At 42.6% G+C, this 14,170-nt stretch carries 10 protein-coding genes; 4 read left to right on the top strand and 6 right to left on the bottom strand.

Going from position 1 to position 14,170, the window contains the following annotated elements; translation table 11 throughout:
* Positions 1–6 precede the first annotated feature (6 nt).
* Genes FTV12_RS08140 through pilG form a run of 4 tightly spaced genes read right to left on the bottom strand, consistent with a single transcriptional unit; the run spans position 7 to position 3,442 of the window.
* Positions 7–2,076, bottom strand: coding sequence for a methyl-accepting chemotaxis protein (locus FTV12_RS08140; protein ID WP_004784982.1), 2,070 nt, complete (start codon positions 2,074–2,076; stop codon positions 7–9).
* Between the two features lie 46 nt (positions 2,077–2,122).
* Positions 2,123–2,659, bottom strand: coding sequence for a chemotaxis protein CheW (locus FTV12_RS08135; RefSeq protein ID WP_159123371.1), 537 nt, complete (start codon positions 2,657–2,659; stop codon positions 2,123–2,125).
* 5 nt (positions 2,660–2,664) lie between these two features.
* Positions 2,665–3,033 (bottom strand): response regulator, encoded by a 369-nt coding sequence (locus FTV12_RS08130; RefSeq protein WP_004784985.1) that lies wholly within the window; start codon positions 3,031–3,033, stop codon positions 2,665–2,667.
* Between the two features lie 25 nt (positions 3,034–3,058).
* Positions 3,059–3,442, bottom strand: a complete 384-nt coding sequence (pilG, locus tag FTV12_RS08125) for a twitching motility response regulator PilG (RefSeq protein WP_180011986.1) — start codon at positions 3,440–3,442, stop codon at positions 3,059–3,061.
* Positions 3,443–3,725: 283 nt separating this feature from the next.
* Here pilG and FTV12_RS08120 point away from each other — a divergent pair, with 283 nt between their 5' ends.
* The 4 genes from FTV12_RS08120 to FTV12_RS08105 all read left to right on the top strand — a co-directional run bounded on the left by FTV12_RS08120 (position 3,726) and on the right by FTV12_RS08105 (position 10,491).
* Entirely contained in the window at positions 3,726–4,370 is a 645-nt protein-coding gene (locus FTV12_RS08120) for a hypothetical protein (RefSeq protein WP_159123370.1), read from the top strand.
* A gap of 51 nt (positions 4,371–4,421) precedes the next feature.
* On the top strand, positions 4,422–5,549 hold the full coding sequence (locus tag FTV12_RS08115) for an efflux RND transporter periplasmic adaptor subunit (RefSeq protein WP_166139290.1): 1,128 nt from the start codon (positions 4,422–4,424) through the stop codon (positions 5,547–5,549).
* 18 nt (positions 5,550–5,567) lie between these two features.
* On the top strand, positions 5,568–8,675 hold the full coding sequence (locus tag FTV12_RS08110) for an efflux RND transporter permease subunit (protein WP_180016892.1): 3,108 nt from the start codon (positions 5,568–5,570) through the stop codon (positions 8,673–8,675).
* A gap of 97 nt (positions 8,676–8,772) precedes the next feature.
* On the top strand, positions 8,773–10,491 hold the full coding sequence (locus tag FTV12_RS08105; RefSeq protein ID WP_180011990.1) for a proline--tRNA ligase: 1,719 nt from the start codon (positions 8,773–8,775) through the stop codon (positions 10,489–10,491).
* A 57-nt stretch (positions 10,492–10,548) separates the two neighbouring features.
* On the opposite strand, the gene FTV12_RS08100 is transcribed toward FTV12_RS08105, so the two are convergent.
* Positions 10,549–11,964 carry a hypothetical protein gene (locus tag FTV12_RS08100; protein ID WP_166139297.1) on the bottom strand — a complete coding sequence of 472 codons (1,416 nt, stop codon included), beginning with the start codon at positions 11,962–11,964 and terminating at the stop codon, positions 10,549–10,551.
* 16 nt (positions 11,965–11,980) lie between these two features.
* Positions 11,981–14,155, bottom strand: coding sequence for a DUF6160 family protein (locus FTV12_RS08095; protein ID WP_159123365.1), 2,175 nt, complete (start codon positions 14,153–14,155; stop codon positions 11,981–11,983).
* Between the last annotated feature and the right edge of the window lie 15 nt (positions 14,156–14,170).

Raw genomic sequence — 14,170 nt, 5'->3', positions numbered from 1 at the left:
CTGACTTTATTCTGGTAGTTTAAAGTCAGATACAGATTCACGTAATGCATCGGCCATGTTCGCCAATTCAGATACCGAACGTGCTGTATCGAAGGTTGCACTCGTAGTTTGTGAAGTAATTTCCTGTACGACATTCATCGTGGTCGCAATATGACCCGCAGATGCAGACTGAAGTTTCGCAGCATCGGAAATGTTCGCAATCAGTTTTGCCAGGTTATTCGATACCGTTTGAATCTCATCCAGTGCCACACCAGCGTCTTTAGACAGGTTCGCACCACGTACAACTTCGGCTGTGGTTTGTTCCATTGAAATTACGGCTTCGTTGGTATCCGTTTGAATGGTTTTTACCAAGCCTTCAATCTGTTTGGTTGCAGAGGCAGAACGTTCCGCAAGACGCTGGACCTCATCCGCTACCACGGCGAAACCACGACCAGCTTCACCCGCCATCGACGCCTGAATCGCTGCGTTCAATGCCAAGATGTTGGTTTGGTCGGCAATATCGTTAATCAGGGCTACGATGTTACCAATTTCTTGTGAAGATTCACCCAGACGTTTAATACGTTTAGAGGTTTCCTGAATCTGTTCACGAATCGTATCCATACCTTCAATAGAACGGTGTACAACGTCTGCACCATTTGCAGCAATTTGTACTGAACGTTCCGCAACGACTGCAGATTCTTCCGCGTTGGCAGATACCTGGTCAATGGACATTGCCATTTCGTTAATCGCAGCAGATGCACCCGCAATCTCTTGTGCCTGGTGTTCAGATGCTTCAGCTAACTGGTTGGTAATGCTTTGAGTTGTCGCTGTATATTGCGCAACTTCCTGAGAAGTTTCGGTAATACGAGATACCAAGTCACGCAACTGGTCGATCGCGAAGTTAATCGAGTCGGCGATCGCACCGGTAAAGTCTTCCGATACTGTTGCATATGAACGTAAGTCACCATCCGCAAGGTCGGCAATCTCGTCTAGTAAACGTAAAATCGCATTCTGGTTACGGTCATATTCTTCTTGAAGACGGGTTACACGCTGTTTATCCGATGCACCACGTAGGGTTAACAGGCGGAATACACAGAGTAGGAAGCCGATCAATAACAGAATTAACAGTACCGCTGGAACGATTGTTTTCAGACCAGAGTTACCAGACAGTTTGTTTAGGTTATCGAGCAGGGCATCCGATTGCGAGAAAATTGACGCAGATGCCTGACGTACTTTTACGATTTGCGCAGAGTTTTTCAGGATTGTCGCAGATGCTGATTCAAGTACATCATCATATTCTGCTTTAATGCCTTCAAGAGACTCGCGCAGGTTTGGATCAGTAATACGTTGTACACCCAGTTCAGCAGAACCGTTTAACTGTGCATTTAAGTATGAACCGAAAGTTTCGGTATCGGCACTGAAGTCGTCCGCTGATTCACGTGAACCGTCGTTACCGGTCAATACCAAGCTGATCGAACGTAAAATACGTTCCGCAATAAATACCTGGTTTTTCGCAATGACCACCTGGTTAGACGGCATGTCTTGACGCGCCATCTGGTCGACCATCAAGTTATATTCGGCCTGAATTCCCGGGATCGCTTCACCAATCGCAATGTTGGTGTCATATAACTGGTTAATGATTTTTTGTTGCGATGCAATCAGGTCAATACTAGAAGATACTTCTGTCCACTGTTTATCTACTGCTTGCAGCGCTTCATTATTGGAATGGATATTTTTTACAGTCTCAAGGTTTTCAGCAAAAGCTTTTTGAGAATCTGTCAGATTTTTCATCGCCTCAGGTGTACCAGAAGCCGTTGCTTCAGTTGCCTGACGTGAAATGGTTTGTGAAAGCAGACGTAAATCACCCAGACTTTGTGTCAGCTGGTTGGCACGTGGCACACTGTAGAAAAGATACAATAAAGTGATGGTTGCCGCTAACAGACAGCCGGCTGCACCATAAATAAACGGTTTAGACTTTTCACTATCACCAAATACACGTGACAACTGATCTGTTTGTGATTGAATCTTGGATAAAAAAGTATTGCCACTTTTGCGGCTACCTTCACCTGTATTTTTCTTTTTAAGTTTAAAGCCCATGCAGCCTCTCCCCGATTTACGTCTTTATTACTTTCGTGCGCGACGTTTAATTTATAAATTTTATAGATGCGTTCATAAATTTTGGATTTTGCAACAGACGACTGAATAAGAACACATGCCATTGCTGGTTATGCTGGTGGAAAAATCCCTGACAGTATTCTTGTAAGTTATTATCCAATTCAGTTGTTTTAGAAAAAAAACTTTTCTTATTAAAATGTTGTATACCCAAAACTTGATCAACAACCAAACCGACATATTGGTCATTATGGTGAATACATAATACTTTTTGAGTCGGTGAAAACTGGCTACTCTGTCCTGATACATATTGAGTCAAATCAGAAACTGATAATAACCTTCCCCGAATATTGGCCAACCCTAAAACCCATGATTGAGTATTAGGAACTGGCGTATATTTTGGAGGATAGATCACTTCGGATACTTCCCCCAGCGGGGCAACAAAATATTGCCCCATCATCTCAAAAGCAATGCCTGACCATCGGTTGACTTCATTTTCATTAGAAACGTAGTTTTTATTTCCCCGTTTCGCAATGCGAAGCAATTCGATAAATCCATTTGCTGCCATAGAGCTTATCCTGCGTTGAGGTGGTGCTTAATCACTTCAATCAACTGTTTTTCATCTACCGGTTTTGTAAGATAATCTGCGGCGCCCTGACGTTTACCCCAAACGCGGTCAGTGGCCTGATCTTTGGTACTTACAATCACAATCGGAATATGCTTGGTGGTTGCACCACGTGCAATTTGACGTGTTGCCTGGAAGCCATTCACGCCTGGCATGACCACATCCATCAATACCAGATCTGGCAACTCAGCCTGAGCCATGGTTACCCCATCTGCACCATTGGATGCTTCAATCACCTCAAAGCCATGTTTAGAAAGAATCTCTCTAAAACGGAATGTTTCTGTCGGTGAGTCATCTACGATTAAGATACGCGCCATGCCAATTCCCCTAAAAAATCAATTATTAAGCACTAATATGGTTACGGATTGCGTTAAGCAATTCATCTTTACTGAAAGGTTTAGTCAAGTATTCGTCCGAACCAACAACACGACCTTTGGCCTGATCAAATAAGCCATCTTTACTCGAAAGCATAATCACAGGAATATTCTGATAATTTTGAGAATTTTTAATCAATGCACAAGTTTGATAACCATCTAGACGAGGCATCATGATGTCTACAAATACGATATCCGGATTGGTTTCTGCGATTTTTGACAAAGCTTCAAAACCATCTACCGCAGTCACGACTTCATATCCTTCGCGCTGTAGAAGAGTTTCTGCTGTACGACGAATGGTCTTTGAGTCATCAATGACCATAACTTTTAGATTTTGGAATTTATCGTCCATTTTGACCCTTCCCATTTTAGAAACGATGCGCCATAAGGCTCATAGGATTATTTTATTACGATCGATAAACATTTTTAACACAAATCCACTTGTATTATCAATGAACATTTTCTACACAAGTGTGCATAAATGGCGGATTTTCATTAACCATTTCACATTTTTATTTTGTCATTGCTTTTTTTTTGACTGATGGTAGTTTTTAATTCGTGAATTTGAGTCTAATATAGCATTATTATTACTTTAAAATAAGTAATTTAGTCAACTTTCAATTGGGGAGCCAATGATGAGTCAGTTTTCAGAAAAACTTGCTTTCATTGATAAAAATAAAATGACTGGCCGATTCATATTTGCAGTGACACTTTTTCTTCAGGTCACCATTTCTTATGCCTCAACTAACCAGCCACCAAAAGCCACCTGGTACCGCTATTATGATAATAAAGGTGTGGCCAATATCAGCACTAACGTTACCCCCAACCATATCCGCTATGGATATGAGGCACTTGACCAGAATATGCAGGTCATTAAACGTGCACGTCCTTATAATGTCGATAAAGATATTAAACAGGCGCCGCAACGTGCCCAGCAGGCTCAGCGCATTGCAGAAGACCAGAAACTGAAACGTGCCTATACCAATAGCCATGTTGCTCTACAAAAAAAGAATGAAAGTCTGAGCCAACTTAAAAAACAGATTGCCTTTCAGCAAGAGCAGATGAAACAGTTGCAGCAAGACCGGGTTATGTTTTTACGCCAAGAACGTGAATATTTACGTAAAGGCAATAATCCCCCGGCATCTTTGAAAGCCAACCTTGAAAACAACCAGAAAAACCTGATTTCTCAAAAAGAAAATATTCAATCTTTACAAACTCGCTATCGAAATATGGAAGCGGAATACGACAGAATTATTGCCCGTTTAAAAGCACTTGAATAAACACAAATAACTTGTTGTTGCTTTAAACGACCACAAGTGAAAAGGATTAATATGCCATTTGCACAGCATTTTCATATTTCAAAGACCCCTTCTTCGCGCTCTGTATTGATGGTGAGTGCACTTTGCTTAAGTCTTTTTCTAAGCGGCTGCAATAAAAATGAATCTACACCGCAAGCCGAAAGTCCCAAAACAATTGAACTAATTCTTCAGGATCTGGTAGCTGTAAAAACAGGTACTTCAATCCAGAAATCCGCATTTACCGGCACTATTCGCGCAGTCAACCAAAGCAGTATTCAAGCGCAGGTTTCGGCCACTGCCACCAGTGTTAATGCTCAGGTCGGTGACAATGTAGCTAAAGGTCAGGTACTGGTTCGCTTAAATAATCAGGACAATGCCGCACGTCTGGCTCAGGCCCGTGCCAATCTGGCATCTACCCAGGCACAGGCCAATCAGGCGCGTAACATGATGCAGCGCAAAAAGCGCCTGCTCGACCAAGGCTTTATTTCTAAAGTTGAATATGAGCAAAGTCAGGTTGACTATCAGGCCCAGGTTGAAAATGTCCGCGCACAGCAAGCCAATGTCGATATTGCCGTAAAAGCCGATCGTGATGGCATTATCACCAGCCCGATTAGTGGCGTGATCACCCAGCGTCAGGTTGAGCCCGGTCAAACCGTGGCGATCGGACAAACCCTGTTTGAAATCGTAAATCCAAATCAACTGGAAATTCAGGCCCGTGTCCCGAGTGAGATGCAGTCCAGTCTGCGTTTAGGTAGCAAAATTGAATACCAGATTCAGGGCAATCCAAACACATTTACCGCTGCTATTAGCCGGGTATCTCCAATTGCTGATCAGGCTAGTCGCCAGATTGAATTCTTCGCCAGACCAAATGAAAGTATTCCCTCTTTAAGTATTGGCTCTTTTGTTGAAGGCAATATTCTGAGTTCTCAACAAGTTTCTGGTCAGATTATTCCCCTCGATACCATTCAGGATATCCAGAATAAACCTTATGTCTGGGTTATTCGCCAGAACAAAATTATTAAAGTGAATGTTCAGGTTCTGGAACAGCGCTATAACCAGAATACTGCAGTGATCCAGGGTCTGGAAACAGGTGATCAGGTCAGTCGCATTCCATTTACCGAGGCAGATCTCAACAAGCCAGTGACAGTGCGTTCCAACTAATCAGACAGGATCATTAATATGTGGTTTACCCGAATTAGTGTGAAGTATCCCGTCTTCACTATTATGATGATGTTCTGTTTGATGGTACTTGGACTGGCTTCCTGGCAGCGCATGGGTGTGGAAGAATTTCCGGATGTCGATTTCCCCTTTGTCGTAATTTATACGAATTATCCAGGTGCTTCTCCAGAAACTGTTGAATCGGAAATTACCAAAAAACTCGAAGACCAGATCAATACTATTTCCGGTTTAAAACAGGTGATTTCACAATCCAGTGAAGGCCTGTCGATGATTACGGCCGAATTCAATCTGGAAGTGCCTTCAACCACGGCAGCACAGGATGTCCGTGACAAAATTGCTTCAGTCACCGCTGAATTCCGTGATGAAATTCAGGAGCCAGTCGTCGAGCGTTATGATCCGACTGCCAATGCAATCATGTCGATCGTATTTGAATCTGACAATATGGGCTTAAAAGCACTAAGCTCCTATCTGGATCAGCGCATTGTTCCACAACTACGGACTGTTCCGGGTGTAGGTACAGTCAACCTGCTCGGTGATGCACAGCGCCAGATTCGTATTCAGGTTGAACCACAGAAACTGCAAGCTTTTGGCATTGGCGTGGATAGCGTCATTAATACTCTGAAATCTGAAAATATCGAAGTTCCGGGCGGTACATTAAAATCTGGCAACTCGGAACTGGTGATTGAGATCAATTCCAAAGTCCTGCATCCCCTCGCCTTTGGCGATCTGGTCATTGCCAATAAAAATGGTGCACCGATCTTTCTGAAACAGGTCGCAGAAATTGAAGATAGTCAGGCAGAACTTGAAACTGGTGCATTTCTGGATGGCAAGGCTGCAGTGGCTGTCGACATTCTGCGTAGCTCTGATTCTAATGTTATTGAAGTAGTAGACAGTACCTACAAAACTCTTGAAAGCATTAAAGCCCAATTGCCACAAGGAACCACCTTAAAAGTTGTGGTGGATTCTTCAAAAAGTATCCGCGGCACCATTGGTGATGTTGCGCGTACCATTATTGAGGGTGCGGTTCTTGCTGTGCTGATTGTTCTATTATTTTTAGGTTCTTTCCGCTCAACGGTCATTACTGGCCTCACTTTACCGATTGCATTGCTCGGAACTTTGACCTTTATCTGGGCTTTTGGTTTCAGCATCAATATGATGACCTTATTGGCCCTGTCTTTAAGTATCGGTTTGCTGATTGATGATGCAATTGTAGTACGGGAAAATATCGTACGGCATACCGATATGGGTAAAGACCATGTCACTGCCGCGCTGGACGGCACCAAAGAAATTGGCCTTGCCGTTCTGGCAACAACACTGACCATTGTCGCGGTATTCTTGCCTGTTGCCTTTATGGGCGGAATCATTGGCCGTTTCTTCTATCAGTTCGGTGTAACGGTGAGTACCGCCGTTCTGATTTCCATGTTTGTTAGCTTCACTCTAGATCCAATGCTATCTGCGCATTGGGCAGAAAAGAAAAAAGATCCCAATAAAAAGCCAGGTCGAATTAAACGTTTCTTTAACTGGATTTCAGGCAAATTAGACAATTTAAGTCATGTCTATGAAAAGCTATTGAAACTAGCTTTACGCTTTAGATTCATTACTATTGTAATTGCAGTGGCGTCTTTGTTTGGCGCTCTAGCCCTGTCGAAACTGATTGGTACCGAGTTCGTACCTGTCCCGGATAAGGGTGAAATCCGGATCAAGTTTGAAACTCCAGTCGATGCTTCACTGGAATATTCACAAGCCAAACTGCAGCAGGTCGATAAAATTGTACGTCAGCATCCTGATGTACGTGCAACTTACGGCGTAATTAATGGTGTGACCGATCGCGGTAAAAACCATGTCAGCTTACGTGTCACTGTGACTCCGCGGACTGAACGCGAGAAAAGCTTGAATGATCTCAATAATGAATTCCGTCAACGTTTACAATCTGTGGGCGGCATTACCATTACCTCAGTCGCTTCCGCGGATGAAACCGTATCGGGTGGCCAAAAGCCGATTATGATTTCAATCAAAGGCCCTGATTTGAATGAACTACAGAAGATTTCCGATCGCTTTATGGTCGAGATGGCTAAAATTGATGGCATTGTCGATCTTGAATCCTCACTGAAAGAGCCAAAACCGACCTTAGGTGTACAGATCAATCGCGTTCTGGCCAGTGATCTTGGTTTGTCAGTCAATCAAATTGCCAATGTGGTTCGCCCACTGATTGCCGGCGATGATGTCACCACCTGGCAGGATGAAAAAGGTGAAACTTATGATGTTAACTTACGCCTGACCGAAGACCGACGTACCTTGCCAAGTGATCTGCAAAATATGTATATCACTTCATCTAAAATGGATGGCAATAATCAGCCGATTTTGATCCCGCTTTCTAGCGTCGCGAATTTTGAAGAAAAACTGGGAGCTTCTCAGATTAATCGTCGAGATCTGGCGCGTGAGGTGCTGGTTGAAGCAAATACCTCTGGACGCCCTGCAGGTGACATCGGTACTGACATTAGCAGACTTCAGGATAGTTTCGACATGCCGCCGGGTTATAGTTTTGATACCCAAGGCGCCAATGCAGACATGGCAGAATCCGCAGGTTATGCGCTCACTGCGATTACCCTGTCGATTGTATTTATTTATATCGTATTGGGTTCACAGTTCAACAGCTTTATTCACCCTGCTGCCATTATGGCTTCATTACCCTTGTCATTAATTGGTGTATTCCTGGCGCTATTCCTGTTTAATTCGACCATGAACCTGTTTTCAATTATCGGTATTATTATGCTGATGGGCCTGGTGACCAAAAATGCGATTCTGCTTATCGACTTCATCAAGAAAGCCATGGATCGGGGTGAAGCCCGTTATGATGCGATTCTGAATGCCGGCAAAACCCGTTTACGTCCAATTCTGATGACCACCAGTGCCATGGTCATGGGAATGGTGCCGCTCGCTCTGGGCTTAGGTGAAGGTGGTGAACAAAGTGCACCGATGGCACATGCCGTGATCGGCGGGGTAATTACCTCCACCCTGCTGACATTGGTCGTGGTTCCAGTGATTTTCACTTACCTGGATGACTTTAAGAATTTTATGCTGCGCCAAGCCCGTAAAATCATGGCATAATTTAAACCATCACAATGAGGTGACATTCACGAATGTTCACCTCATTTTTTATTGTATAATCTCTGCTTTAACGCTTAATTTTTTTAGGACAGTTTCCATGCGCGCGAGTCGCTTTTTATTTGCAACGTTGAGAGAAACCCCGAACGATGCTGAAGTTATTTCACATCAGCTGATGCTTCGTGCCGGTATGATTCGTAAGTTGGCTTCAGGTTTGTACACCTGGCTGCCGATGGGCGTTCGCGTATTAAATAAAGTTGCAGCGATCGTTCGCGAAGAGATGAATAACGCGGGTTCACTCGAAGTCTTGATGCCTGTGACCCAACCAGCTTCTCTTTGGGAAGAATCTGGTCGTTATGTGCAATACGGTCCTGAACTATTACGTTTTAAAGATCGTCATACCAATGACTTTGTGCTTGGCCCAACACATGAAGAAGTGATCACTGATCTGGCACGTAATGAGCTAAAAAGTTACAAACAACTGCCTGCAAACTTCTACCAGGTTCAAACCAAGTTCCGTGACGAAATTCGTCCTCGTTTTGGCGTAATGCGCTCACGTGAATTCATCATGAAAGATGCCTATTCTTTCCATGCGGATCAGGAATCTCTGCAAGAAACTTACGACAAAATGTACGAAGCGTACTGCAAGATCTTTACCCGTTTAGGTCTGGATTTCCGTCCAGTACAAGCGGATACCGGTTCAATTGGTGGCTCAGGTTCACACGAATTCCACGTCTTGGCTTCAAGTGGTGAAGATGATATCGCCTTCTCAACTGAATCTGATTATGCGGCTAACATCGAAATGGCTGAAGCGATTCTGGTGGGCGATCGTGCTGCTCCAACTCAAGAACTGAAAGTGGTTGATACCCCAAATCAAAAAACGATTGCTGATGTATCAAGCTTCCTTGGCACTGACCCTGCACATTCAGTGAAGGCATTACTGGTTCAAGGCGTTGCAGCTGAAGAAGGTAAAGCAGCTCCTGTCGTTGCCCTGTTCCTTCGTGGTGATCATGAACTGAATGAAATTAAAGCCGAAAAGCATCCAAAAATTGCTGCGCCTTTGGCTTTTGCTACTGAAGCTCAACTTGCTGAACTAGGTTTGACTGCTGGTTTTGTAGGTCCGCAAGGTTTAGTAGAGAAAGGCCTAACAGTGATTGTTGACCGTGCTGCTTCTGTACTTTCTGACTTTGTTGCAGGTGCAAACGAAGCAGACAAGCACTCAACTGGCGTGAACTGGGAACGTGATGCGCAGTTTAGCGAAGTTTATGACCTGCGTAATGTGGTTGAAGGCGATCCTTCTCCAGATGGTAAAGGTACACTTCAAATCAAACGTGGTATCGAAGTAGGTCATATCTTCCAGTTAGGCAAAAAATACTCTGAAGCTTTAGGCTGTAAAGTCTTAGGTGAAGATGGCAAACCATTCACTGTAACCATGGGTTGTTATGGTATCGGTGTGACACGTGTCGTAGCATCTGCAATTGAACAGAATTACGATGAAAAAGGTATCATCTGGCCGGCTGCGATCGCTCCATTTGAAGTGGCAATTGTGCCAATGAATGCGCATAAATCACCTCGCACTTTAGAAGCAGCTGAAAGCTTATATGCAGAACTGCAAGCTGCTGGTTTTGACGTATTGCTTGATGACCGTAACGAGCGTCCAGGTGTGAAATTCTCTGATCTTGAATTGACTGGTATTCCACATCGCATTGTGATTGGTGAAAAAGGTCTGGATGCAGGTACTTTTGAATATAAAGGTCGCCGTGATGCAGAATCAGTAAATCTTTCGAAAGAAGAACTACTGGCAAAAATTGCGAAATAATATTTTCTAACGAACACAAAAAATCCCGCCTAGAGCGGGATTTTTTATGTCTCTAACTTAGCAGAACTTATGCCCGCCAAAGCAGTTTGAGGTCACATTCTGGTTCTGTAGCAGCTTGTCCATTAAGGTTAAAGTTGCAGGAGTACCATCTACATAGTTAGTAAATTTACCTACATCAATATTCAATTTACGTACCACCGCGACATTCGCCAGAGACCCTAAAGCCTCGCCCACACTGACATCAATCAAGTTTTCAGGACGTAAAAGAAATTCAGAAATAGCAGTTGCTACCTGAGGTAACACGAATGAAATATCAACTTCATCTGTAGTTTTTAATACACCCAGTTGAATCGGGTCTTTAAAAGATAGCCACCAACCTGGTTTGGCAATATCAGCCGCGTCCGCACCTTGCCAATGCACATTCTGACTCTGTAAAGACAAATAACCGCCTGTACCATTTAATGGAATATTATGGATCATATTCAGAGCTTGGACAAAGGTGATGTCCATATTCAGGTTATCCAGACTTGAACCAGCACCCATTTGAAAGAAAGAATGTGTTCCTAAATTAAGAAATCCAATTAATGGATCAAACTCTACATACAGCTTATCTTTTGAAAAATCTGGTGTACCAATCACATCACTTGGCAAAGTTGAACCCGTTAAAGCCTTTGCTAATGGAATCGAAGCAATAGTAGAACGGATATTACTTACAGTCGCTGACTTTAAGCGTTGCCCAGTCACGACAGTTTCTGGCATAGTAAAGTCTACCCGCATGGAAGGCACTGTAATCCCGGTATGGCCATCAGCACCTGGCTTACTGGTAAAAGTACGTGTTTGTCCTAAAGCCTTTAGATTCCCTGAGATTTTTTCATCATTTGCAATACCAAAGGTTCCCGCTTTTGTAACAGACTCACCAGTGGTTTGCGCCATTTTCATATAACCACTAAAACTTTTGAGGCCATCATTCGGATTTTCGATGTTGTCAGTCCCCATGGTTAAGAGTCCGACAATTTTATCTGCACCTAGACGAAAACCGACCACTTCACGGGTAGAAGCACTTCCACCATTTTTAATTGCAAACTCAACAAAGGGATTACTCACACTGGCACTGGTATTAGCACGGTCACCTGAAAAGACAGGGTTACCCTTATCATCAAGACTGGTATTTAAGCCACTCAATGCCAAGTTAGAAATATCAATATCACAGCCATTAGTATTCCCAATACTGTTATTCGTTCCACCACAACCGAGCTGCAAAGTTTTGATATTAATGTTCAGTTCCATTAAAGCTTCAATACTTAGCTTATGGAAGTTAATCCCTTGTGATGAATCATAAGCATTTTCCAAATTTAATAAGGCCTGTGCATCAACTGCCGATAAAGCCTCATCGTCTAAGGCTGTCATTGCCATCGCCTGTTGACTAAGGCCCATTAAAGTGACAATCAAGCTATTCAATATTATTTTTTTCATGAAATCATCCCTTATTTCAGCGCGGTGTAATGCCAAGCGTACTGCGCATGGTTCCGCCTGTGAGTGCAATTGTTGCTATATTCTGCATATTGCCATTTGTGGTCATGGCCATGTTGGTTCTAAACGGCTCGATAATCTTCTGATCTTTATTAAATTTAATTTGATTATCTAAAGTAACAGTATCTTCACTCACGCCTATTTTGGTGATTAATCCTAAATTCCCTTCCATACGATTAAAGTTAATCGCAGAAGTATGAACTGCACCTGTGCTATCTACATCTTCATTAATCAGACTAAAATAACTACCAAGATTATTAACATCACCTTTTTCTGTAGAAGTTAATGTTCGGAACTTAAAGTTTGCATCCAACGATAAATAATTTTCGCCTGCTACATCCAGTCCCGGAATAATCATTAACTCACCACTACCATCAAGCATCATGGCAATTGTTGTTAATACATCATCGCGTTTAGAAAAGTTGTCATCAGGAACAAACTGATCACATTTATTGCCTGATACACAGTTATATTTAGATCCCGGTAATTGGCCAATTGCCACTTCAGCTTTAGCTGCGATCAGCAATTTATCAGCTTTTACATAGATGCCTTCATCTTCATAACCAATCACCCCTTTGGATTCAATAAAGGCATCAATATTTCGAAGGCCAGCATAATAGTTTCGCGCATGGCCATTCTCTACACCACCATCAATTAAAAGAATTGAAGTTGTACTTGGTGCTCCAGTTTTGGCATCCTTTCCATAACCTTCAGTTGATGCCATCACGTTATAGGCAATACCATTCTTGTCACCGTCATATTTTGTACCCGACAAAGCAACATTGGCATTCAGGTTGTAAATTGGAATACCAATTCCCCAAGAACCACTATTCCCGGAAATAATACCAGTATCATTAGAAATAAAATTTGCTTTGGCTGCAATCGACTGGAAATCCATACCCCGTATGGCGATTAGTGCAAAATCCTGATTAGCAGACGTACTGCTTAAAGTTTGCTGCAAAATCGGATTACTTTGTCTAAGTGTTGACTTAATATTGTCATTAACTAAAAATTCTAGGCTCTGCGCCTGAATTGTATTGATATAAATATCGCCAAAATCGATATATGCATTATTTTTTCCAGTTAATGAACGTAATTCATTAAACTGAACTGCATAGCTTCCTTTACCCGTATGACCAATTTCCAAAGTCGTTGGTTTTAAACCCTGTGCTGCTGCCACTTCCTGATTGGTAAAATCAGCTGATAAACCAAGATGCAAGCCGCCTTCACCTGCGTTATAGCTTGAAACACTGCGATCTTGTCGCGTCAGCACACCACCAACTTTATTACTTATATCAAAAGAGTTCAGTTTTGACTGATCAGCACCTAACGACAAACGTGCATTACTCACTGCACCCGAAATACCATAGCGCATGATATTTTTTAAATCGCCATCTCCATTCTGATAGCGTAAATCAAAGTTTAATCCAGCTGTTTGCGCACCAGTTGTTCCTACAGCCACTGGTTTTAAATTAATTAGATGGTCTTGTGTGCCACTTTTACTGGCGAGTACGACGCCTTGTATCGGGTCTATATACATATAGCCCGTACCAGCGAAGTTAAAATTAAAGTTATCTAGAACTAAGCTATTTGTACCTAAAGTATGTTTGATCGTGGCATCTTGCAAATTGAAATCGATAGTAGCTGTTTCATTCTTATTGAATAAACCTGCTGTCGTATGAAGCACCATTTTAAATGGACTATCAATCGCAAGACCTAATTTGCCCAAATTTTGATTGTTTTCGACACAGCTTGTTCCAACACAATCCTTACTCACAAGTTTAAAATCTGCATTGGCACTAAAGGGAGCTACGCTTGCTTCTAGACGGATCCCTGCACCAGCATCGGTCGCACCGACATCAAACTTAAGCTGGCTTAAAATCGCATTTTGATCTTTGCCTAAGATTTCTACTTTATGCAATCCCAGTCCCATCTTGGTATTTACATCAGCATTCGGGTCATACCAATTGAGCTGTTCAACTTCTACTTTTGATACCTCGTGTGTAATCGTAATACCGTCTTGACCAGTGATATGACCCAATTCTTGTTCTTCAATCAGCTCTAGTGCATAACTATGCTGTGCTAAACAGACACATGCCGTTAATAATTTAATTTGTGATTTTATTTTTTTCATTCTTTCATCCCTATA

Origin of the sequence: Acinetobacter sp. YH12233, from assembly GCF_013417725.1 — a bacterium.
Taxonomy (GTDB): Bacteria; Pseudomonadota; Gammaproteobacteria; order Pseudomonadales; family Moraxellaceae; genus Acinetobacter.
The sequence above is the reverse complement of the archived record's forward strand: the minus strand, read 5'-3'. Positions and strand labels throughout refer to the sequence as shown.